Here is a 22379-nt window from a genome sequence, read left to right on the forward strand (position 1 = left end):
CCAGCGACGGGACGGCGACGGCGAATGCTTCGCTGACGGTCAGCATCTTCGGTGCCAACGATGCGCCGTCGGCCCAGGCGGACACCAACTGGGTGCTGGAAGACGGCAGTGCCGCGAGCGGCAACGTGCTGCAGACCCTCGCCCATGCGGGCGCGCCGTCAGGCACGTTCGGCGACGTGGCGGACACGGACGTGGATGTCGAGACGCTGACGGTGACGACGACCGGTTCGTTCAACGGTAACTACGGCGTGCTGAGCCTCTCGAGCACGGGCGCCTACACCTACACGCTCTACGCCTCCGAAGCGCAAGCGATCGCGGCCGGGCATGCGGGCGGCTACAACGCCGTGCAGGCGCGGGACGTGGGCGATGCCCCGCTGACCGACAGCTTCAGCTACACGGCCAGCGACGGGACGGCGACGGCGAATGCTTCGCTGACGGTCAGCATCTTCGGTGCGAACGACGGTCCGAAACTGGACGTGAACGTCGATGGCATCGGTGACCTGGTCTATGAATCCGGCCTGCCGGCCGGTTCGGGAACGGCGCCGACCAGCACGCAGGCCGTCGGCAGCTTCACGATCGCCGATACCGACGGTCTGGACGACATCGACTCGGTTTCCTTGGGCAGCAACGTGATGACCCTTGGTGGCGGGCCGGGGCAGTTTGCTTCGTTCAATGCCATGGTTGGCCAGTCGATCAACACGACCAACGGCACGGTCACGCTCACGGGTTATGACGGCAACGGGACCTTCTCGTACAAATTCGACCTCACGAGCCGCACCACCGACCTGGCCGGGGATGAAGTGAACACCTTCAATGTCTCGGTCAATGACGGCACGCTGTCGGCGACGCGCACGATTACCGTGGGCATCATCGACGATCTGCCCATTGCGCGCGATGTCAGTGCGACGGCACGTGCGGGTGAAACGGGAACGGTCGATGTGAGCTTCGTCATCGACGTTTCTGGCAGTATGGACGGGGCAGTCTCCGGTGTTCCGGGCTATCCCGACACCCGTCTGGGGCTCGCGCGCTACGCCATGGAGCAAATGCTCAACAATCACCCTGAGGTTAAGAACGTCCAGGTCGTGATGTTCGATACCGATGCCCAGCACACAGTCTGGATGACCCGCGCCGAGGCGATCACCTATATCCAGACGGCGGCCAACTGGAATTTCGGTGGAGGTAACACCGACTACGACGTGGCGCTCAACGAGATGATGAGCAACTACGCCGGTATTCGTCCGGCCGGAATGGCCGAGAAGACGGTCGTCTATTTCATGTCCGATGGCGAGCCGAATACAACGAGTCAGTCAGGGGGCGATGCCGGTATCACCACCAATGGCACCGGTACGGATGTTTCCATCGCCGAATGGGAGGCCTTTGTCGGTAATCCGACGAACAACATCTCGGACGTCTTCGCGATCGGGATCGGCAGTGGCGTCAATTCGGCCGACGTCAACAACCTCAATCCGATTGCCTACCCGAACACCGATGTCGCTGCACCGATCGGCCAGCAAGACCATGTGGTCATCGTCCCGAGTTCGGATCTGACCTCGCTGACCGCGACCATCGATGCCCTGCTGACCAGCATCCTCACGCCGGTGACCGGCAACCTGCTGGTCAACAGCACCGCGGGTGCGGATGGGTATGGCACACCGCAGCTGGTCTCCGTGTTCTACGACGCGGATGGCGCAGGTCCGGGGGTCGGGCAGACCTACACCTTCAGCGGTGCGAACACCCAATTCACGATCAATCTGGGCGCCACGCGCGGTACCTTGCTGGTCAAGAACGACGGTAGTTACACGCTGACCCCGCCGATGGGTGATGCCGATACGACGCCGTTCAAAGTGCAATTCACCCTGCGCGATGGCGATGGCGATTTCTCGAGCGCCTTCCTCAACATCACGCTGACCGAGAATTCGCCGCCGAGCCTGTCGATCGTCGGTAACGGGCAGATGGTGTACGAGGCCGGGCTGTCCGACGGTAGCCATGCTGGCAACACGCTGACGCTCGTGAGCGGGAGTTTCACGGTCAGTGACCCGGATGCCACGGACACGCTGACCATCGTTCCGGGAACGTATGCCGGCAGCTATGGCAATCTGACGATTGCCCTGGTTGGCGGAACGTATACCTGGTCGTATCAGCTCAACAACAACGTCGACAACAACGCCTCCGGATCTAACATCGAGCCGGGACGCGACACCTTCAACGTGACGGTGGTCGATGGTCACGGCGGCAGCGCGATGCAGACGCTGACGGTCAATATCGGCGACGACGCACCATTGAATTTCACGCCGCAGGTCGGGGCAATGAACAATGCAAGTGGCACGACCCTGAACAGCTGGCTGGATGTCGATCAAAACATCGACAACAACACCGGTGCGGATCAGATGGGCACGATCACCTTTGCCGGGTACACCAACGGTCAGGCAATGACCGGGGTGACGTCCGGTGGGGCGCAGGTCTACCTCTACCTCTCGTCGGACGGACAGACGATGGTCGGCTCCAAGCTTGCCGGTTCGACCTACACCACGGCATCGTCGACGACAGCCTCCAAAGTCTTCACCCTCGACCTCAACCCGGACGGCAGCTACGCGACGGCCAGTGATGACTACACGATGACCCTGTCGCAGGCGATCGACAACGGTGCTAAGGTGACCTTCAGCAACCTCTCGGGAACCGGCCCCGCCGGCAATCCGCCTTGGAAGGTGGTTGAAACGACGACGGGCGAGAATGCAGGACGAGACCTGCTCTTCACCCCGATCGGTGCCACTAGCGTGAATAGCGACTCGAATGACGTTGGGGTCGGTTCGCAATTCATCGACTTTACCCAAGGGCTGCGGATCGATTTTGCCAACATCTCGTTGATCACCAGCGGCAATCAGGTGACGGACTACAGCTTCAACTCACACTATCTGATCAACAAATTCGCGTTTACGGTCGATCAGATCTCGAGCGGGACTGTGGCCGATATGACGATCAAGGTCTGGGATGCCGGCGACAATAAGATCTTCACTGATGACACGCTCCGTCAGATTGGTCAGGTCGATGTCTATCGCGGAGGGACGCTGATTGCCTCCGCGACGGGGGATGGCACGGTTGCCGGGCTTGGGTTCGACTTCCAGGATGGTGGTGGTACAACGGGGAATGATTTCGTTACCATCACTAACCTCCTGGCCGGCGACAAGATCGTCACAACGGGCCTCACGGGTTATGACCGCGTTGAGATCGTCAACGCCGGAACTGGCGGCACCGATGGCAAGTTCTCCTTGAGTCATCTCGAGCTTCAGAGTTTGACCTCCGGCAATCCGGTCGACCTGAACTTCAATCTGAAACTGACCGACGCAGATGGAGATACCTCGTCCGGAAAGTTGAACCTCAGTCTTGAGCCCAGCGCACTTGCGGGTAATCAGACGTTGACCGGCACGACCAGCGCCGATGTGCTGTACGGTGGTGGCGGCAATGACAACATCAGCGGCCTGGCCGGCAACGATACGCTCGCCGGTGGCAGTGGCAACGACACGCTGCTCGGTGGTGACGGCAACGACATCCTGACCGGCGGCCTCGGTGACGATATCCTGACCGGCGGGAACGGCCATGATACGTTCGACTTCAATGCCGATAGCTTTAGCAATGCCGCTGCCGACCGAATCACCGATTTCAAGATCGGAAACTTCGCGGCCGATGCCAATGCCGACGTCCTCGACATCGGCGACCTGCTGACCGGCGCGCACGCCAACAACAGCGCGATTCCGACCGACATCGGGGCGGCGATCTCCGGCGGCTTCCTGCGGGTTGAGGCGGTTGATGCGACGACGGCGAGGATCGTGCTCGATACCGACGGTACCGCCAGCAGCAGTGGGGCAAGCGTTCCGGTGGTCACGCTCGCCAACCTCACGGGCGGCTTCGACGCGGCAACGCTGCTCACAACCTTGCTCAATAACGATCAGCTGAAGTAAGGCGTCTGTTCTTCGGGCAAAGGAGGAGGCGTCGCCTCCTCCTCCGAGGAGTACAACCAGGGAAGGAGGATTGGACAGCCGAATTCAGGAGGAGTAGAAAGGCAACCGTAACGCTGATCGTCGTAGCGTATTTCATCGATCAATGGGAAAAGGTCTGAACGATGAAGAAAACCGGGAGCGATGTCCTGAACGACCGCCATGATTTTTTTACCGCCGACAGTGGAAAGGTTCCGCTGGGCGACGGGCTGTCCGAGGCCCAAGGCAAGGTTTCAGAGGGCGCTCGTGGCTCGGACGTACTCGATCTCGGTGACGTCCTTACGGGCGCCGAGACCGGGCACGGCGTGCTTCCAGCTGAGCTTGGAGCGGCGATTTCCGGCGGTTTCCTGCGCGTCGAGACGGTCGATGCGACGACAGCGAGGATTGTCCTCGACACCGATGGCAGCGGCAGCGAGGCCGCGACGGTGCCAGTCGTGACGCTCGCCAACCTCTCCGGCGGGTTCGATGCGGCGACCTTATTGGCGACCTTGCTCAATAACGACCAACTGAAATGACGGGACGGTTCGGTGAGCCGAATCAGGCTCGCGGAAATCACCTTTGTGCATGTCTTTAAACCCTTGTGTTAGCAGGGGAAAGTCAGGTGTTGCGTACGCCACAACACTTGCCGCGGATTGCGGCCGGGCGATGAAGATGGCGTTGGACAAGGGGGGCTCGGAAGGAGTAGAACAACAGCGTAGCGTTCATCGTCGTAGCGAATCACACCAATTAACGGGGAAGAGGGTTGAACAATGAAGAATACAGTCCGTGTTTCCGTTGTTGCCATTGCCGTGGCAGCCATGTTCTAGGCGCCTGCCTTTGCGCAGTCGCTGCAGGATTCAGTCAGCATGGCGATCAAAACCAATCCGGATGTGCTGGTCGAGACCAATCAGCGCCTGGCTAACGACGAGGCCGTTAAAGGCGCGCGCGGTGGCTTCTTCCCCAAGGTCGACCTGCTGGCGGGGACGGGGAACGAGTGGAGCGATAACACCACCACCCGTGCCCTGGGCTACAACGACTGGCGCAAGCTGAATCGTCAGGAAGCCCAGATCACCCTGACCCAGATGTTGTTCGACGGCTTTGCCGTGAGCAGCGAAGTCGGGCGCAACAAGGCCCGCGTCGAATCCGCAGCCTGGAAGGTGCTTGGCACGTCCGAAGCGGTGGGTCTGCGGGTGGTCGAGTCGTACCTCAATGTCCTGCGCAACCAGGAGATGGTGCGTCTGGCCAAGGAAAACCTCAATGCGCATACGCGCACCATGGATCAGATCGACATCCGCTCGCAAGGCGGTATCGGGCGCAAATCGGATCAGGAGCAGTCGGCCGCCCGTCTCGGCTTGGCCCGTGCCAACTTGGTTTCGGCCGAAGCCAACCTGCGCGACGCCGAGATCAACTTCCAGCGTGTGGTCGGCAGCAAGCCGCTCGCGCTGACCAAGCCGTCTGCGCCGGATGCCGGGCTGATCCCGCGCAACGCGGATGGCGCCGTCGACACAGCGGTGGCCAATCACCCGATCCTCAAGTCGGCCGGAGCCGACGTCAAGGCGGCGGAATACCAGCGTGAAGCCGCGAAATCGGGCTATTACCCGCGCTTCGATCTCGAGCTTGGCTACGGGTAACAACAAGAATCTCGACGGCGTCAAAGGCGATAACGACGAGAAGTACGCCATGCTGCGCATGCGCTACAACCTCTTCCGCGGCGGTTCGGACATGGCGCGCGTCAGCGAGACGACGCACCTGACCAACGAAGCGCGTGAGGTGCAGAACCGCACTCAGCGCCAGGTCGAGGAAAGCACGCGCTTGTCGTGGAACGCCTACACCTCGGCGAGTGAGCGCTTGCCGGGCCTCAAGACGCACGCCGACATGAGCATCGCGACCAGCGAAAGCTATGCCAAGCAGTTCAACCTTGGTCAGCGTACCCTGCTCGACCTGCTTGATTCGGTGAACGAATCGTTTACTTCCCAGATGAACTACACCTCGGCCATGTACCTCGAGATGTTTGCTCGTTACAGGGTGCTCGCCGACATGGGACAACTGCTCAGCTATCTGGGCGTGCAGGCGCCGGAAGAAGGTGCGCTGTCCCAATAAAGTGATGTAAAGGACGGCCCGGAGTCGATGTCCTCCGGGCCGTTTTTGTTTTCGCCTCGCCCTCGGTTGAAGGCGAGAGAACTGGGCTTGGAACGGGCGGATGCGAATGATGGCTCGTTGGCGTCTCCAGTCGTTTTGGCGCATCGGACGCGGATGTCTGGCGGCCGTTTGCGTTCTTCTGGCGGTGTGCTGGAGTGCGCCGTGGCCGTTCCTGGCGGCGTCGGACCTGCCGCGCATCCAGTTTACGCCGCACATGCTCGATGTCGCGGAAAAGAAACACGGGCCGCTGGCACGACAGCGTCTCGAAGCCTGGCAGAAGGTGGCTTGGTCGTCGCGCGAGCGACCGGAGATCGAGAAGCTTCGCCAGGTCAACGATTTCTTCAACCGCATTCCCTTTGTTTCCGATGCCGAGCACTGGCGGGTGAACGATTACTGGGCGACGCCGACCGAGATGCTGATGACCAACGGCGGCGATTGCGAAGACTATGCCATCGCCAAGTACTTCACGCTGCTCATGCTTGGCGTGCCGATGGAAAAGCTGAAGATCACCTACGTCAAGGCGCGCAATCCGCAGTGGACGCCGCCCAGTCAGGCGCACATGGTGCTCACCTACTATGCTGATAACAAAGCCATTCCGCTGGTGCTCGACAATCTGATTCCCGAGATTCGCCCGGCCAGCCAGCGTTCCGATTTGACGCCGGTCTACGCCTTCAACGGCGCTGGACTGTGGCTCGCGCAACAGCGCGGTTTGGGCAAGACGGTGGAAGGCGGTTCGAACAACATCGGTTTCTGGCGCGATCTCATCGCGCGCATGGGCAAGGAATTCGACTGAAGCCGCGGGCTTCCGGAGGAGAGAATGCGATGACCCTTTTACGTCAGTTGATCCTCGTCATCACCACGCTGTTCGTGCTGCTGTTTGCCGGAACCTTTGCCATCAGCGTGCATAACACGCGGGCCTATCTCTCCGAGCAGCTCAAGACCATTTCCCAGGATACGGCCACTTCGCTGGGGCTCACGCTTTCACCGCATTTCGCCGAGGACAGCGAAATGGTGGTGATCGAGCGTCTGATCGACGCCGTCTTCGACAGCGGCTACTACCGGGAGGTGGTGCTGCGCGGCGTCGATGGCGAGCTGCTGGTCGAAAAACGCGCACCGAAGGAACTGGAGGCCGTTCCCGCCTGGTTCGTCTCCGCCTTTCCGCTCGAGACACCGCGCGGCGAAGCTTTGATCATGGCCGGGTGGCAGCAGGCCGGGACGATCTACGTGGCGGCCAACCCCGGGCATGCTTATACGAAGTTGTGGACCAACAGCGTTCAGTCCTTCTGGTGGTTTCTCGGGGCTTCGCTCCTGACTTTTGTGCTTGGGGTCGTTCTCCTGCATTTCGTTTTGCGTCCCCTGCGCGCGGTCGAGGCGCAGGCCAAGGCGATTTGCGATCGCGAGTATCCGGTCCAGAAGCATTTGCCGTGGACGCTTGAGCTGCGTAGCGTGGTCGAGGCGATGAACCGGATGACGACCAAGGTCAAGGAGATGTTCGAGGAGCAGTCGGAGACGATGGAACGGATCCGGGCCGAGAATTTCCGCGACCCGGTGAGCGGCCTGGCCAACCGCCGCTACTTCGACATGCAGCTGCGCTTCCTGATCGGTGCCGAGGATCGCTTCCTGAGCGGCGCGCTCATCCTGCTCGAATTGAAGGATTTGCGGCGCCTCAACGAACAACTCGGGTTCGCCCGGGTCGATGCCTTGCTCGAAGGACTCGGCGCGCTGATCCAGCGGCATTGTGGTGCCTTGAGCGGCGTCGACCATTTTGCGGCGCACATCGCCGGCGCGGATTTCGCGATCGTTCTGGCCGACGTTTCGGAGGCGGAAGCCGATGAATTCATCACCCGGCTCATGCAGGCGCTGCCGCAATTGCACGATGCGGGGCTGATCGATACCCTGGACATCGCGCACGCTGGCCTCGTCTGCTACACGGGGCAAACCCTCGGCGATCTCCTTTCGCAGGTCGACTCCGCCCTGCGCGCCGCCCAGGCCAAGGGCGCCAATGCCTGGCAGATCCAGCGCGCGGCTGCGCGGGCCGTGGCCACGCGGTCGGCCAGCCAGTGGTCGGAAACCCTGCGGCGCATCCTCGCCGAAGATCGTGTCCTGCTCTTCCGTCAGGAGGTGCGGCGCGTGGCTCCGGCGGCAACGGTTCACCATCAGGAGGTTTTGCTGCGCGTGATCGACGATGGCGGCGTGGTCGTTCCCGCCGGGATTTTCTTGCCGATGGCCAAGCGTCTGGGCCTGATCCAGGAATTCGATCGTCATGTCGTGCGCGAAGTCATGGCGCGCCAGAAACGCGGCGACACGCTCGGCGGCCTGATTGCGGTCAATCTTTTCCCCGCTTCGATCCTTGATCCGCAGTTCGTCGACTGGCTTTGCCAGGAGTTGGCGGCGGCCCCCGAGCAGGCTTCGCAGCTGATGTTCGAGATCGCTGAATACAGCGCCACGGAAAATCTCCCAGCCCTGCGCCTCTGGGTCAATCGCCTGCGTCAGCTGGGCGCGAGGACGAGCCTCGATCACTTTGGAAAGGGCTTTTCCTCCTTCGGCTATTTGTGCGATACGCGCATCGACTGCCTGAAGATCGACGGCAGCTTCATCACCGAAATCGAACGCAGCAAGGACCATCGTTTCTTCGTCGAGTCGGTGGTCAAGATTGCGCACGGACTCGACATGAGCGTCGTCGCCGAATCGGTCGAGGAAGGGCGTGCTGCCGAGATTCTGGCCGAACTGGGGGTCGACGCCGTTCAGGGCTACGGCATCTCGACGCCGGTGCCCTGGCCGTTGAGCAAGTGATCGCCGCGCGCGCCTGTGCCCAAAACTCCTGCACGATCGGGCGGGGCTTCTGGCGCAATCGACCGGATGCCCGCTGCGCTGCAGCTGGATGCCGTAGGCGCCAGGGGGCAAGCGGGGTGCGCCCTGGCGTCGGCCTGCAGGGCGCATCCAGACGCCCTTCCAGGGCATTGCCTGCGCATGCTCGCGCGCATTCGCGAACGTTCACGGCCACAGAGGCAGCGCAGTAAAGCACGGTGGGTGCGGAGAAACCTGGGCTGGGCGTCCTGCCGTGTGCGCCGGGATTTCTGCGGCCCGGCGCACGGGGGCGGGAACGGTGGGCTTAGCGTTCGCGCATGGCCTCGCTGCGAGCCTTGACGATGGGCTTGAGCAGGTAGGCGAGGACCGACTTTTCGCCGGTCGAGATGTGCACCGACGTCAGCATCCCGGGGATGATCTGCAGGGGTTTCTCGCTGGTGCCGAAATAGCTGCGGTTGGTGCGCACGCGCACCAGGTAGAAGCTCTCGCCCTTGTCGTTGGTGATCGAGTCGGCGGTGATGGTTTCGACCACCGCCTCGAGCCCGCCGTAGATCGAGTAGTCGTACGCCGTCACCTTGACGAGGGCCTTCTGTCCGGGGCGCAGGAAGCCGACGTCGGAGGGACGGATTTTAGCTTCGATCAATAGACGGTCTTCGATCGGGACGATTTCCATGACCTCCATGCCGGGCTGGATGACCCCGCCGACGGTGTTGATTTTGATCGTCTTGACGATGCCGTTGACCGGCGAGCGCACCGTCGTGCGGGCCAGGCGGTCCTCCATGGCGACGTTGGTGGCGGTGATTCCGGCCAACTCGGCACGTGCCTGGGAGAGCTCGATCGCGGTGTCGGAACGGAATTTCGCGCCCGCCCCCTCGAGTTTGGTCACGGCTTCCTGCAGGCTGGCTTCCATGCGTGGGATCGAAAGCCGGGTGGCTTCGAGTTCGCCGCGCAGATCGTTGGCCTGGCGCTCGAGGCGCAGCAGTTCGACGTCGGAGATGACCTGCTGCTTGGCCATCGGCCGCGTCATGCTGACTTCCGACGAGATCAGGCGGTAGCTCTCGGCGAGTTGCTGGGCGCGGGCGCGCTTTTCGGCGAGTTCGTGCTGGCGTTGCTGGACTTGCTGCTGGAGGACGCCCTTGGCGGCTTCCTGTTCGTTCTGGCGGGTGACGTAGAGGTCGAATTCCTGTTTCATGACCTGCGGGTTTTCGCGTTCGAGCTCGGGGTTGGTGACGAGCGGCCGGTCGTGGGCTTCGGCTTCGAGGCGAGCAATCTTGGCCAGCAGGGCGTGGTATTTGGCCTTGGTTTCGCCGAGCGAGGAGGAGAAGCGGGTCGGATCGATGTGCAGGACGATCTGGTCGCGCTGGACGAGATCCCCGACCTTGACCGGGATGCCGTTGACGATGCCGCCCTCGAGGTTCTGGATGACCTGCACCTGGCTGCTGGGAATGACCTTGCCTTCGCCGACGGTCACTTCTTCGAGGTGAGCCAGCGCCGACCAGACGAAGAGCAGCAGGAAGCAGGTGAAGGTCGCCCGGACGATGACAAAGTTGAGGCGGGCCGGGCGCAGGAAAAAGGCCGACAACCGATCCGGCATGTACTCGGCTTCGGTGCGCTGCTCGCGCGTTCCGCCGGCAGCGGGAAAGAGAAAAGCGTCGACAGCGGCGCGTGCACGTTCGATGAAGGGGGGCTTAGACATGGATCTTCCCTCCGGAGAGGGCGTCGAGCACTTGCTGCTTCTCGCCGTCGGCGATGATGCGTCCATTGTCCAGCACGATCAGACGGTTGATGAGGGTGAGCAGCGAGGCCCGGTGGGTGACGAGCAGCAGGCTGTGCTGCGGCCCGAGGTAGGCGGCGAGTTTCTTCTTGAGGGTTTCCTCGGCGCGGTTGTCGAGCGAGTTGCTCGGTTCGTCGAGCATCAGGAAAGGCGGATCCTTGACCAGCGCCCGGGCGATGGCGATGGCCTGGCGTTGGCCGCCGGAAAGCGCCTCGCCGCGTTCACCGATCTGCATGTCCAGCCCTTTCGGGTGCCGGGCAACGATTTCCATGACGCCTCCGAGTTCGGCTGCGCGCAGCATGGCGACATCGTCGGAGAAGGCGCTGCCGAGCATCAGGTTGTCGCGCACCGAGCCGGCGAAAAGCACGATGTCCTGCGGGACGTAGCCGATGTGGTGGCGGATGTCGGCCGGGTCGATCTGTTGCATGTCCACACCATCGATCCAGATCGAACCACTGGATGGTTGGTAGATGCCGAGGATGAGTTTTTCGATCGTCGTCTTGCCCGAGCCGACGCGTCCGATGATGCCGACGCGTTCTCCGGCGCGGACCGTGAAGCTGACGTTGCTCAAGGCGTCGAAATCCTGGCCGGGGTAGGCGAAGGAGACGTTGCGGAATTCGATGTCGCCGCGGAAGTCGGGGCGGTGCACGAACTGCTTGGCGGGCGGGCGCTCGACGGGCAGCTTCATGATCGCGTCGATGCCCGCGAGGGCCGTCTTGACCTGATAGAAGCGGGTGAGCAGGGCCGCGATCTGGGCAAACGGAGTCATCGCGCGCGCGACCAGCAGGCTGCAAGCGACCAGGCCGCCGACCGAAACGTTGTGCGCGCTGATCTGATAGACGCCGACGATCACCACCAGCACGACCGCGAGGTTCTGCAGGAAGGCGGCCTGGTTGGTGATGACGGCCGAGAGCAGCTTGGCCGCGAGGCTCTGCCGCCCGATTTCTCCGATGGTCTGCTCCCAGATGCGCTGCATGCGGCTTTCGGCCGCGAGTGCCTTGAGCGTGTCGATGCCGCCCAGGGTCTCGATGAGTGTCGCCTGCTTGAGCGAGGTGGCGCGCATCACCTTGCTGACCAGCACCGACAGACGCGGCTGGAGGAACAGACCGATGCAGACGCTGAGCGGAATGAGCACCAGCGGCACTGCCACGATCCAACCGCCCACCCACCACATGATGGCGAGGAAGAGCAGCGCGAAAGGCATGTCGATCAGCGTGGAGACCGAGGCCGACGTCATCATCTCGCGGAAGCCCTCGAATTCCTGCAGGTTGTTGGCCAGGCTGCCAACCGAGCGCGGGCGCACCGCCGAGCGCAAGCCGAGGATCTGTTCGAAGATGGCGGCGAGCAGGATGACGTCGATCTGCTTTCCGGCGACGTCGAGGAAATAGCCGCGCAGGCTGCGCATCACGAAGTCGAAGACGTAGGCGATGCCGAGGCCGAGGGCCAGGGTCCACAGCGTGACGTAGGCCTCGTTGGGGACGACCCGGTCATATACGTTCATGATGAACAACGGGCTGAGCAACGCGAAAACGTTGATCAGGAACGAGGCGATGAGCACTTCGGAATACAGCGGCCAAGCATGGGCGAGGACGCCCCAGAACCAGTGCTGCTGGCGCGGGACCGCGCTTTGAACGTGCTCCTCGGCGTATTTGAAGCCGGGTTTGACATAAATGACGCCACCGGCGTACTGCGCTTCGAGCTGCGCGGTGCTCAAGCTGCTTTCGCCCCCGTTCGATTCGGGCTGCAGGATCGTCCAGCGCTGATGTTCGGCGTCGAAAGAGAGGGCCACGCAGGCCCGCTGATCGTTGAGCAGGAGAACGACGGGCAGGGTGTTGGGGGAAATCTCGGTGAGCTGGCGACGCATCACTCGGGCCGACATCTCAGCCCGGGCGGCCGCGCGGACGAAGAGCTCTGGGCTCAGCCGGCCGTTTTCAAGCGGCAGCCCCGAAACCAGGGTCTGGACCGAGTAGGGGCGCTGGTAATGCTTCGTCAACAGGACGAGGCATTCGGCGAGCGCGTCGAATGGGCGGCTGGCGGTGCGTGGCAGAGGCCAGGGATCGGAGGTGATGGCGGCTGACTCCATTGGGCGACGGTCTGAAAAGAGGGTTGCCGGTCTACGGAGGCGGCCATGATTGATGCGATTTCAACTGCGGACGCCGGGCGCGCGGCAAGGGCCGCGCCTCGATTTCACTATAGAGCGCCATGCGAAAAAAAAAGGCCAAGCTTGCGGTTAGTGTGATTTTTTTGGCATTTCCTGCCCAGGAATGTTGCGTCCGGAATACCCCATGACCCGGGCGACGTAGGCCAGGGTCTCCTGGTAGGGGGGGATGCCGCCATAGCGGTCGACTGCTTTCTCGCCCGCGTTGTAGGCGGCGAGCACACGTACCGTGTCGCCAGCGTAATAGGTTTTGAGCCAGCGCAGGTAGGCCAGCCCGCCGTGGATGTTCTGTTCGGCGTTGAACGGCTGGCGCACGTTGAACCGTTCGGCGGTGGCCGGGATCAGCTGCATCACCCCCATGGCGTTTTTGGGCGAGACGGCCCAGGGGTCGAGGTTCGATTCGACGGTGGCGACGGCGAGCGCCAGGCGTGGATCAACGCCGTATTTCGGTGCCAGGGTGCGGATCAGGCGTACGATTTGCTGCCGCGGAGGCGGAAGTGCACGCAGGTAGGCATCGAGGTCGAACTGCTGGTAAAGGGCGAAGAACGTTGGCGTCTCGGAACAGGCCAGGCCCGTGCTACCGAGGCGCGGACTCAGGCTTTCGAGCGCATCCTGAGCGGCGTGATGACCAAGCTGGCTGGCGGCGGAGAACAGGCACGCGGCGGAAAGCAGTGGGCCTTTGCCGCGTCCGAGGGCCAGTTGCAGGCGCGCTGAGCGGTAATACCCTTCGGCGCTGCCGAGCAGGCCCGCCTGCTGGTAGAGGAGCGAAGCGAGCGGGCGATTCTGGCGCAGGCCGCGACCGCTTTCATTGGCCCAGGCCTGGGCCAGAAGCGCACGTACCCGTGGCGACTCGGCCTCGTCACTGCGTGGCGCCGCCAGCGCGTATGCGTTGCCGCAAACAGGGAGCAACCACAGGGCGGCAAGGAGGCATGCCAACGGGTTCGTAACCCCCCGCGTTCTCCGTCGGCAGGGCAACGGAGACTCTTGCCGCGGCGGGGCGTGCTTCGCGCACCGATGCGCGTCGATCGGAGTGAACATGCGCGGCGCCTCCAAAAGGTTGGGGCGGGCTGTGAGGGGCTGTCAGGGGGTGGGGTTGGACAAAGTGGGTGCGTCAGCGGGGATGCCCTGGCCGACGGAGCGACGCTCCCACTATAGACAAACCGGGCGCTTTTTTCTTCGCCGATGCCGACTCTGCGATGCGCAGAACACGATGGGCCGGCCGCCTGGTCGCGGCGAGGTTTTGCACTCGATCAGGATCAGGGCAGCAGGATACCGCCTTCGTCGAGGCTGAGTTCCTTGAACAACTTGGCGCGCCGGTTTTGCTGGAGGAGCAGTTTCTTCTGCACGGCCGGGGGCAGGTCGGTGAGGACGATCAGGTTCTTGGCGATCAAGAGTTCGATGACGTCTTCGATGACGCGGATCATCGCCAGATCGTCTTGCAGGGAAAACCCCTCGCCCTTGGCCGTGTCGCTGAAGAAAGCCAGTACCTCGGGAGCGTCGGACGACAGGTATTCACTGCCCGGTTCGGCGTGCTTGTACAGCGCGACAATGTCCCCTTGGGGATTGCGCATGACGTAGGGCATGGTGTTCTCCGTCGGTGTTGGGCGTTGAGCGCAGGCCTGATTGTGCCACGAGCGCGTCGTCGGCTGTAGTCCTGCGTCGCCGAACTCCGCTGCAGGGGAAAAGAGGCGTGATGGCGCGCTTTAGCGTACGAGCTCCCGCCACAGGACGCGCGTTCCCGTGAAGCCCTGGTTGAGCGCGGAGAAGGGGATCGGCGGCACCAGGGGCGGCGAGCCCGAGGTGATGACGTACGGAATTGGGGTGTTGTTGATGACCACGTAGCTGACGCCGACGATCGGTGAGGCGGTCTTGAGCCCGACGGTACTGCCGCCGGCGACGGTACCCCCGGTGCGGTAGTCGACGTAGTTGATCCAGCCGTAGCCGCCCGGGGTGCAGGCGGTGTTCGAGGGCACGATGCTCGGCACGAGCAGGGTGCCCTGGATGAGCTGGCTGCCCACGTTGGCGCGTTCGCCAGTGTCCGGGAAATCGAAGAACCAGCCACGTCCAGTGTAGAAATTGACCGTGTTGCTGGTCCCGGTGCGCGTTCCGGTGCTGGTATTGCTCAAGGTCTGGCGGACGAGGGTGGTGCGCGGATTGACGAGGGTGCTGGTCGCGTCGTCGTCCTTGATCGCGTACTGACTTTGGATCTGGGTCGTCGTAAGGTCGCTGGTTTCGAGGTATTTCCCGGTATTGACGAAGATCACCCGCTTGCCGTTGATCTGGCCGAGCGTCGGCGCCGTGGTGATCGGCTGCGGCTGGCTGGCGCCGGTGTCGGCGAACAGCGTGGCGAAGCGCAGTGCGTGGCCGGTGCCGATGACGGCGCTCTGGCTGCTGTTGAGGTCAAAGCGCCAGAGGTTGCCGAGGAGATCGCCGCCATAGACGTAGCCGGCGAGGTTACCCGCCGGTTCATTGTTCCAGACGGTGATGCGGCCGAGTCCACTGGGCGTGGTGGCGCTGCCGACCCCGGTGGAGATCTTGCTGAGGATGGTGCCGTGCTGCGCGTCGAGCACGTAGAGGTAGCCGAAGCCGGTCGCGCCGGGGCTGACGTTGTTGTAGCCGGAGGTGACGAGGACGTTCCAGGTGCCGTCGGCGCGGCGCACGATGATGGGTTCGGCGTACGAGTAGCCGAGATCGTCGTCGGTGATCGAGCCGTTGCCGGAGGTGGGGGTGAATTCCCAGAGCAGGGTGGGGGCGGTCGGGTCGGTGATGTCGAGTGCGAAATAGCCGCGGCCGCCACCGCCGAGCCCGCCGACGAGAATGGTCCGCCAGGTCGGCGCCGTGCCGCCGCCAGCGACGCAATCGGCATCACAGCTGCAATTGGCGGTGCAGACGTCGCCGGTGGCCGCGTTGCCGTTCACGTAGTTCTGGTGCAGTGCTTCGTAGTGCTGGTCGGCGAGCCGCCAGAGGTTGGGGATGACCATGCTCGGGACATAGCCCCAGCGCTCCTGCCCGGTGTCGGCGGCGATGGCGTGCAGCATGCCGTCGTTGGCGCCGAGGTAGATCGTTCCGGGGCGGCTGGCGTGGGTGCTGGCGAACGTCTGGTAGCCCGGATAGGGGTAGCCGAAGTTCGGCGGACCGAGATAGACCGGCTGCGAGTCGAGGATGTCGCCGAGCAGGGCGTCGCGGTAACGGAACAGGCGGTTGGCGGCCGGGTTGGTCGGACGGTCTTCGTAGGCGTACTGGCCGCGCAGGTAGTTGAGCAGGTTGGCACCGGTGGCGACACTCTGCTGGGCGGTGCTGAGCAGCGACCACTGGCTGAGCTGGCTGACCTTGGCGGCGGCGAAATGGGCGGGGTTGGCGGCGGCGTAGGCGGCGTCGAAGTCGATCAGCGCGGTAGCGCCGGCGTTGGCGGTCTTGATCGTGCGGTTGTCGCTGGTGTCGGCCGCGCGGCCGTTGTTGGTGCCGGTGCAGGAGATGGCGACGGGAACCTTGCAGTTGGTGCCGTCGAGCGTGCCGTTGGGACAGATCACCGAGTTGGGCGTGACGCAGTTGTACACCGTCGTCGAGCCGGTGGCTTCGGGGACGATCGATCCGGGCGAGGCACAGGTGTCGGGAACGACGTTCTCGACGCACCAGTTGGCGTTAAGGTTGATCGTGCCTGTGTCGAGGTTGATGCTCCGCGATTCGAGGTTGCCTTTCCAGAGTGCGGTGGTGTAGCTCGCGAGGTAGGCGTAATTGTTGCCTGAGATGGGGTTGAGCGTGCTGGTTGCGGCGGCGGCCGAGTTGCCCTTGCGCGTGCTGATGCTGGCCAGCGCGTTGGCCAGACCGGCCGAGAGGCTGCTTGGGTCGGCGGCGCTGAAGTAGGCGCCGCGCCCGTTAACCGCGGCATGCCAGAGGTCGTCGATGTTGGCCGGTGAGTCGGAACTGGGCGTCGGCCAGTTGCAGACCGTGCCGTTGCTCTGCCACGAACAGACCGGAGGCGTGGCGCCGTTGTTGGCAGTCAGTCCGAGCTTGACCGAGACGAAGTCGCCGCTGCTGTCGGTGAGGTAGCTCGGCGAGTAGAGCATCCGGCCGCTGGCACCCAGACCGAAGGTGAAGGTGGTCATGTGCTGGTTGGTGTTGTTGTCGGTGTTGGTGGCGAACACCGTGTTGGGCGTGCACAGTGCGCCGACGGTGGCGGGCGGGACGACGGTGCCGCAGTTGTTGAGCGCCGGGGTGCGCAGGTTGGTCTGGTAGTAGTACATCGCCACGTCGGCGAGTGTGTCGGAGGTGCCACCGACGCTGCCCAGCGTGGTGACCGGGCTGCCGACCTGGACGCGGGCGCTGGGGTTGGGATTGGGCAGGGTGATGCTCGATTGGCAGGTCGGGCCCAGGATCGCGCTGCCGCTGTTGACCCAGTTGCAGTTCTCGCTGCCGGCGACACCATTGACCGTAGTGACGCTGCAGGTGCCCGTTTGCGGCTGCGTCTTGAGCCGGCGCCGGCCGCCGGAGCAGCCCGAGGTGGAGGTTGAGTAGCTGTCGCGGGTGTAGGTGGTGGTGACCGTCGTTCCGGCTTGGCCGCCGTCGTTCATTGGCCGCTGGGCGCTGCCGTCCTGGTTGCCGACTGCCGTCGAGCCGTCGAGTTGAAAGCCGTCGTTGCCGTTCCAGTAGCCGTCGGTCGAGAGGATGGTGAAGTTCTGCTGGCAGGAGTACTGCAGGGGGTCCGTCGTGTTCGAGAGCTTTCCGGCGTAGTAACGGCCGGCGTTGGCGAGCGCTTCGCGCAACGGCGTCGAACCCGTCGGGGCGACGTTGTAGAAGGTCGTGTACCAGGTGCTGCGCTGTCCGCCGGAGAAGGTGTCGAGCGCGACCTGCGGTGTCCCTGAGTTGCTGATCTTCATCAGGCCGACGCGGTAGCTGTCGTCGAGATTGGAAAAGGCGACGCCGGTGGCCGTCTTCATCATCTGCATGCGCGTCCGGTAGTAGCTGTACCAGTTGGCGAAGTTGGTTAGCTTGGCCGGCGTGGTGTCGGGGAAGACGTCGGCGGTGAGCGTCATCGAGCCGCTCTTGCTGATCACCGGCGTGAAGTTGGCGGCCGAGGTCGGGCCGCTGATCGTGACCGTACTCCCGGTGGCCGTGGCGCTGTAACCGTTCTGGGTGATCTTGGCGGCGATGAGCCCCGCGAGCGTGCTGCTGCTGGTGCTCGCGGCCGTGCCGGACGCCATGATCTGGACGCCGTTCACGGTGATGCCGCTGACCGAGGTGGACGAGGTGCCGTTGACCACGATCGTCGTCGTCTCGGTGCTCGCCAGGCGGCGTTTGGCGAAAACGGTGGAGGTCGAACTCAGGGCGACGTTGCATTCGGTATAAAAAGCCGAGCTGGTGTCGTTGTAGTCCTTGTAGGTCACCGTGCCGGTGTACAGGTAGTAGAAGGCGCCGTAGGGACCGAGCGAATTGCTGCCGCTGTTGCCGAGGTAGGAGCCGTAATTCGAGTAGGTGCTGTTGGCGGCTTCGGGAACGAAGCGGTTGGCGATGAAGGCGCTGTTGAGGTCACGCGTGGTGCTGCTGGTGTCGAAACCGTTGTCGTGCGCGGCGGTGAAGCTGGCGTTCGGGTAGGGCGTCTTGTCGGAGGCGAGCGGCGGAGTGTAGGTGAGGTTGGGGTTGTAGTAGACGCCGTTGCACTGGCTGCTGTGGTAGCCGTATTTGGTGCGGAAATCGTCGGCGGCGTCGGGCAGGTAGGTCCAGGTCATGCTGCCGGAATCGTCGAGGACGAGCAGCAGGTTGGGCTGGACGGTGGTGGTGGTCGAGGCGATCAGCGGCGTCGTGGCGAGATCAACGAGGGCCGCGCGTGCTTCCGGCGGCGCGACGCCGAACGTCAGGATCGAGAGCGCGATCAGGAGTTTTGAAGCGCTGCGGTTCGGATGGAGCATGGTCGCGTCCTCGTCAATAGACATAGGCCTGGATGTAACTGGTCGTCGCTTTCGGACCGCTGCTGCGGACGGTGATGCGCAGCATGGGCGACAGGGCCGTGGGCAGGGTGACCACGTCCTGCGGCCGCTTGGTCTGCATCCCGCTGCTGCTGTCGCTGGTGCCGGCGAAGAGGCAGCCGGCGCTCTGGATCGGCTGGTTGGCGGTGCGGCACATGCGCTGGATGAGGTAGCTGACGGTGTTGCCACTGGCGTCGGTGCCCACGAGGACGCTGCCGTTGGCGGCGGTCCAGGTCGCGTCGGCGGTGAGGTCGAGTGCCGGGTCGGCGCTGGAGAAATAGCCGGGGCGGGCCACGAGGTCGGTGCGGTTGAAGGGGTGGGTGCCGTCGGTCTGGACGCTGATCCCGGCACTGGCGGTCTGGGTCTGGGTGAGCCAGGCGAGCGCGGCCTCGACGCCGGCATCGCCCGAGGTCGTGGTGCTGCGGCGGAAAGCGAGGTTGCCGGCGATCAGGGTCGAGGTGTCGACGGCGCGGATCAGCGCCACCGCCGCGAGCGACATGACGACCATGGCGATCAGGGCAAAGAAGAGGACGAGGCCGTGCTGGCGCTGTGGGCGGTGTGGGCGGGGCGCGAGGGTCGGAGTCATGATGGCAGCAGGGGGCGGGCCCAGATGACGTTGCGCAGCGGGATGATGGTTTCGAGGACGCGGTAGCGGTAATGCTGCCAGTCCGGGTCGTTGCTCAGGTCGATCGTCGGTGCCGGCGAGGCGGCGCTGCCGGCCCAGGCGCAGAGCCCGGTCGGGGCGTCCGCAGTGGTCGAACTGCAGGCGTTGCTGACGAGGTCCCGCTCGTAGTGGGCGTTGCGTGCGACGAGTGCCAGACGCACCGCCTTGATGCGGTCGCGCTCGGCGCTGGTCGGCGCGTTCCAAGGCGCCGTTCCGGCGTCGACCCAGGCGGCGACGGTGTTCGAATTGGGCGTTGCGGCCACGCCGTACTGGGCCTTGAGGGCCAGGATGCCGGCGACGACCGGGGTGCCGTTGGCGAGCAGGTTGCCGTTGGCGACGCTGTAGGTGGTGCGCGTCCAGCTGCCGAGGCAGGCGAGGTAGCTGCCGAGGCCCACGCCGGTGGTGTCGCCGAGGACGACGCTCGAGGTGTTGGGCGGGGCGCTGGCGACCGGCGGAGAGGCAATGTCGGTCGGGCCGGTGATGCGACTGATCGTGCAGGCCACGCCGTTGATGACCAGCGCGAGGTCGCCGACCCGGCAGCCGTAGTTGTTGCCCGGCGGGCTGCCCAGCGTCGCCACGTTGCCGACCAGCGCGCTGATGGCGTTGGGAATCCCGCCCATGGTGGTGTTGCCGTAGCTTACCGTCAGGCTGTCGCTGGCGCCTGGACCATTGCCGCCAGCTCCGATGACCGCCGGCGCGAGGTCGAAGACGACGCGCGGCGTGGCCGGATTGCTGTCGTCGTCCCAGAGCGGGGCCGGGTTGCAAGTGTAGGGATTGAAGTCGGTCGTCGTCAGCAGGCCGTAGCCGGCCATCTGCAGGTCGCGGGCGATGAGGTAGAGGGCGATGTTGTCGCTCGTTTGGGCGTCGGCCGAGCCGGTCGTGGCGCGCTTCTGATCCTCGAAGACGGAAAACACCTGCATGATGACCAGCGTGGTGACGAGGCCGATCACCAGCGCCACCATCAGTTCGATAAGGCTCAAGCCGTTCTGGCGAAGCGCGGCGGGGGCGTTCTTCATGGCCTCAGAATCCCGCGAGGTTGAAACTGGTGACCAGGCTGTGCGGCGCTTCGCCCGGCTGTTGCCAGGCGACGGTGACCACGTAGGCGCTGCCCGCCGCCGGTTGGACAATGCTCAGCGTGCCACCGGGCAGGCCCGAACTGCCGCTGATGTCGGTGCCGTTCTGCAGGTAGTTGGCGGCATTGTTCGGATCGGCCCAGATGCGCCCGATTTCGCGCTGCGCAACGTAGCTGGCCTCGGCGCGGTACTTGGCTTCCGAGGTGCCCTTGACCATGCCGGCCTGCAGCCCGACGAGGCCGAGAATGCCGAGCGAGAAGATCAGGATGGCGATCAGCGCTTCGAGCAGGACGACGCCGTGCTGGCGAAGGGCGAGGGGCGTGGAGAGCGGTTCGCTGAGGTTCATGGCGGTGAGCTCGCGGATTCAGCAGTGGCGCGGGTCGGCGGTGTCGACGTTGGGGTTCGGGTCGCAACTGCGGACGATGCCGCCGACGCCGACGAGGATGCGCAGGGGGCGGCTGCTGCCGGCGCTCAGTGCGCTCGTGTCGACGTCGATCTGTGTGATTGCCGCGCTGCCGTTGGCGTTCGCGGCCAGGGTGCCGATGCTGGTGTAGGTGAGGGTGTTGGTCGGAAGGCCGCCGCCGGCGGGGTTCGGCAGCACCGTCAGGGTGATGCTGGGCGGGACTTCGGCGGCCGGACGCGTTTCAATGACCTGGTTGGTGTTCAGGTCGGTGACCGTCCAGAACGCGCCGTTGCCGAGGCTGAAACTGGTGCCGATGTTGCGCTGCACCGCTTCGGCGCGGGCGCGCAGCATGCCGTGCGTCAGCGACTCGGTGGCGTTGCGGATGTGGCTGTTCTGGATCCACTGGGCGAACGCCGGGGCGCCAAGCGCGATCACGATGGCCAGAACGACCAGCACGACGGCCAGCTCGATGAGCGAGAACCCCGTCATCCGGCCTTGGCGACACGGGGCGCGCGTGGTGGCGATGCGCGGTTTGGCGCGCTGCGGGCCGCGCATTAGCATGCGCCTCCCTTGTTGCTGATCCAGCACGCGGCGTTGCCGGCCCAGCCGCGCCCAGCGGGCGCCCCCGTCACTGTGCTGGTGCGCGTGCCGTCCTGGTTGACGGTGAAGGTGAAACCGGCCATTGCGCCGACGCCGACGGCCTGCAGGGTGTACGCGGTCGCGGTTGGTGCGGCGACGCAGGAGACGTTGAAGTTGGCGTTGATCGCCACGGCGGCGACCGGACATGCCGGCGCGTTTACGTAGGTCCGGTTGTCCTGGAAGAATTGCTCCATCTGCACCCGTCGGCCGGCCAGTTCCGAGGTGGCGCCTGGGATGCGGCTGCGGGTGACGTAGTCGGAATAGTTGGGCAGCGCGATCGCGGCGAGGATGCCGATGATCGCGACGACCACCATGACTTCGATGAGCGTGAAGCCGCCGGAATGGGTCGGGGCGTTGCGGCGCTTGCCGCGGTTCCCCGTTCGCACGAAAGGCCTGCGCATGAGGCACCTCCCTTTTCGCGAGCCTGCCCGGAGAAAAACGTCGTGTGTGGCGGCTTGGCGGCCGCAAACACTGCGTTGGAGAGGGGTTAAGCTCAGCCTAGCCGGCTTTGGCGATTAGTAAAGCAAGTGCGATGCGCGGTTTTTTTCTGGTGACGAATGGTCGGGCGGGTTTCGAGGCCGGGCGAAGGTGGCGCTGCAAGCCCGTCGGGATGGGCGTTGCGGCCGGACTGGGCGGCAGTACCGATGCGCTATGCAGCGCAGCGGAAAACCGTTGGTGCCGTAGAGAAGAAGCGCGAGCGGGAGAGAATGGCCGGCTTGCGTGGCCTGGCGTTTGGCGTCCCCACGGGGATTCGAACCCCGGTACCTACCGTGAAAGGGTAGTGTCC

Annotated in this window: 16 protein-coding genes; 6 read left to right on the top strand and 10 right to left on the bottom strand. The window is 64.2% G+C overall.

Going from position 1 to position 22379, the window contains the following annotated elements; translation table 11 throughout:
• Positions 1 to 44 precede the first annotated feature (44 nt).
• From QMB55_RS08970 to QMB55_RS08995, 6 genes are all read left to right on the top strand, one after another.
• Positions 45 to 3956, top strand: coding sequence for a beta strand repeat-containing protein (locus QMB55_RS08970; protein WP_497588370.1), 3912 nt, complete (start codon positions 45 to 47; stop codon positions 3954 to 3956).
• A 161-nt stretch (positions 3957 to 4117) separates the two neighbouring features.
• Positions 4118 to 4507: a type I secretion C-terminal target domain-containing protein gene (locus QMB55_RS08975; RefSeq protein WP_497588354.1), complete on the top strand. Its 390-nt coding sequence runs from the start codon at positions 4118 to 4120 to the stop codon at positions 4505 to 4507.
• A gap of 330 nt (positions 4508 to 4837) precedes the next feature.
• Positions 4838 to 5602, top strand: a complete 765-nt coding sequence (locus QMB55_RS08980; protein WP_497588355.1) for a TolC family protein — start codon at positions 4838 to 4840, stop codon at positions 5600 to 5602.
• Entirely contained in the window at positions 5589 to 6071 is a 483-nt protein-coding gene (locus tag QMB55_RS08985) for a hypothetical protein (protein WP_497588356.1), read from the top strand. Before QMB55_RS08980 ends, QMB55_RS08985 begins: the two co-directional genes overlap by 14 nt.
• 109 nt (positions 6072 to 6180) lie before the next feature.
• Positions 6181 to 6903 (top strand): transglutaminase-like cysteine peptidase, encoded by a 723-nt coding sequence (locus QMB55_RS08990; RefSeq protein WP_497588357.1) that lies wholly within the window; start codon positions 6181 to 6183, stop codon positions 6901 to 6903.
• Between the two features lie 29 nt (positions 6904 to 6932).
• Positions 6933 to 8903, top strand: coding sequence for an EAL domain-containing protein (locus QMB55_RS08995; RefSeq protein ID WP_497588358.1), 1971 nt, complete (start codon positions 6933 to 6935; stop codon positions 8901 to 8903).
• 319 nt (positions 8904 to 9222) lie between these two features.
• Here QMB55_RS08995 and QMB55_RS09000 read toward each other — a convergent pair whose 3' ends face one another.
• The 10 genes from QMB55_RS09000 to QMB55_RS09045 all read right to left on the bottom strand — a co-directional run bounded on the left by QMB55_RS09000 (position 9223) and on the right by QMB55_RS09045 (position 21993).
• Positions 9223 to 10614, bottom strand: coding sequence for an HlyD family type I secretion periplasmic adaptor subunit (locus QMB55_RS09000; RefSeq protein ID WP_497588359.1), 1392 nt, complete (start codon positions 10612 to 10614; stop codon positions 9223 to 9225).
• Positions 10607 to 12775 (bottom strand): type I secretion system permease/ATPase, encoded by a 2169-nt coding sequence (locus QMB55_RS09005; protein WP_497588360.1) that lies wholly within the window; start codon positions 12773 to 12775, stop codon positions 10607 to 10609. The genes QMB55_RS09000 and QMB55_RS09005 overlap by 8 nt, the downstream gene beginning before the upstream one ends.
• 147 nt (positions 12776 to 12922) lie before the next feature.
• On the bottom strand, positions 12923 to 13786 hold the full coding sequence (locus QMB55_RS09010; RefSeq protein WP_497588361.1) for a lytic transglycosylase domain-containing protein: 864 nt from the start codon (positions 13784 to 13786) through the stop codon (positions 12923 to 12925).
• 320 nt (positions 13787 to 14106) lie between these two features.
• Complete coding sequence (locus QMB55_RS09015) at positions 14107 to 14433, bottom strand: hypothetical protein (RefSeq protein ID WP_497588362.1); 327 nt, start codon at positions 14431 to 14433, stop codon at positions 14107 to 14109.
• Between the two features lie 120 nt (positions 14434 to 14553).
• Positions 14554 to 18756 carry a pilus assembly protein gene (locus tag QMB55_RS09020; RefSeq protein WP_497588363.1) on the bottom strand — a complete coding sequence of 1401 codons (4203 nt, stop codon included), beginning with the start codon at positions 18754 to 18756 and terminating at the stop codon, positions 14554 to 14556.
• 13 nt (positions 18757 to 18769) lie between these two features.
• Positions 18770 to 19399 carry a pilus assembly PilX family protein gene (locus tag QMB55_RS09025; RefSeq protein WP_497588364.1) on the bottom strand — a complete coding sequence of 210 codons (630 nt, stop codon included), beginning with the start codon at positions 19397 to 19399 and terminating at the stop codon, positions 18770 to 18772.
• Complete coding sequence (locus QMB55_RS09030) at positions 19396 to 20493, bottom strand: PilW family protein (protein ID WP_497588365.1); 1098 nt, start codon at positions 20491 to 20493, stop codon at positions 19396 to 19398. Before QMB55_RS09030 ends, QMB55_RS09025 begins: the two co-directional genes overlap by 4 nt.
• Before the next feature lie 4 nt (positions 20494 to 20497).
• Positions 20498 to 20896 carry a type IV pilus modification PilV family protein gene (locus QMB55_RS09035; protein WP_497588366.1) on the bottom strand — a complete coding sequence of 133 codons (399 nt, stop codon included), beginning with the start codon at positions 20894 to 20896 and terminating at the stop codon, positions 20498 to 20500.
• 18 nt (positions 20897 to 20914) lie between these two features.
• Positions 20915 to 21514 carry a GspH/FimT family pseudopilin gene (locus QMB55_RS09040; RefSeq protein ID WP_497588367.1) on the bottom strand — a complete coding sequence of 200 codons (600 nt, stop codon included), beginning with the start codon at positions 21512 to 21514 and terminating at the stop codon, positions 20915 to 20917.
• Positions 21508 to 21993 (bottom strand): type IV pilin protein, encoded by a 486-nt coding sequence (locus QMB55_RS09045; protein WP_497588368.1) that lies wholly within the window; start codon positions 21991 to 21993, stop codon positions 21508 to 21510. Before QMB55_RS09045 ends, QMB55_RS09040 begins: the two co-directional genes overlap by 7 nt.
• Between the last annotated feature and the right edge of the window lie 386 nt (positions 21994 to 22379).

Source organism: Propionivibrio sp. (assembly GCF_041441355.1).
In the GTDB taxonomy this organism is placed as follows: Bacteria; Pseudomonadota; Gammaproteobacteria; order Burkholderiales; family Rhodocyclaceae; genus Propionivibrio.

Bases quoted from the DNA above. Each gene is read 5' to 3' on its own strand.
- QMB55_RS08975 (WP_497588354.1), top strand. From the start codon at position 4,118: ATGAAGAAAACCGGGAGCGATGTCCTGAACGACCGCCATGATTTTTTT.
- QMB55_RS08980 (WP_497588355.1), top strand. From the start codon at position 4,838: ATGGCGATCAAAACCAATCCGGATGTGCTGGTCGAGACCAATCAGCGC.
- QMB55_RS08990 (WP_497588357.1), top strand. From the start codon at position 6,181: ATGGCTCGTTGGCGTCTCCAGTCGTTTTGGCGCATCGGACGCGGATGT.
- QMB55_RS08995 (WP_497588358.1), top strand. From the start codon at position 6,933: ATGACCCTTTTACGTCAGTTGATCCTCGTCATCACCACGCTGTTCGTG.
- QMB55_RS09000 (WP_497588359.1), bottom strand. From the start codon at position 10,614: ATGTCTAAGCCCCCCTTCATCGAACGTGCACGCGCCGCTGTCGACGCT.
- QMB55_RS09005 (WP_497588360.1), bottom strand. From the start codon at position 12,775: ATGGAGTCAGCCGCCATCACCTCCGATCCCTGGCCTCTGCCACGCACC.
- QMB55_RS09015 (WP_497588362.1), bottom strand. From the start codon at position 14,433: ATGCCCTACGTCATGCGCAATCCCCAAGGGGACATTGTCGCGCTGTAC.
- QMB55_RS09020 (WP_497588363.1), bottom strand. From the start codon at position 18,756: ATGCTCCATCCGAACCGCAGCGCTTCAAAACTCCTGATCGCGCTCTCG.
- QMB55_RS09025 (WP_497588364.1), bottom strand. From the start codon at position 19,399: ATGACTCCGACCCTCGCGCCCCGCCCACACCGCCCACAGCGCCAGCAC.
- QMB55_RS09030 (WP_497588365.1), bottom strand. From the start codon at position 20,493: ATGAAGAACGCCCCCGCCGCGCTTCGCCAGAACGGCTTGAGCCTTATC.
- QMB55_RS09035 (WP_497588366.1), bottom strand. From the start codon at position 20,896: ATGAACCTCAGCGAACCGCTCTCCACGCCCCTCGCCCTTCGCCAGCAC.
- QMB55_RS09040 (WP_497588367.1), bottom strand. From the start codon at position 21,514: ATGCTAATGCGCGGCCCGCAGCGCGCCAAACCGCGCATCGCCACCACG.
- QMB55_RS09045 (WP_497588368.1), bottom strand. From the start codon at position 21,993: ATGCGCAGGCCTTTCGTGCGAACGGGGAACCGCGGCAAGCGCCGCAAC.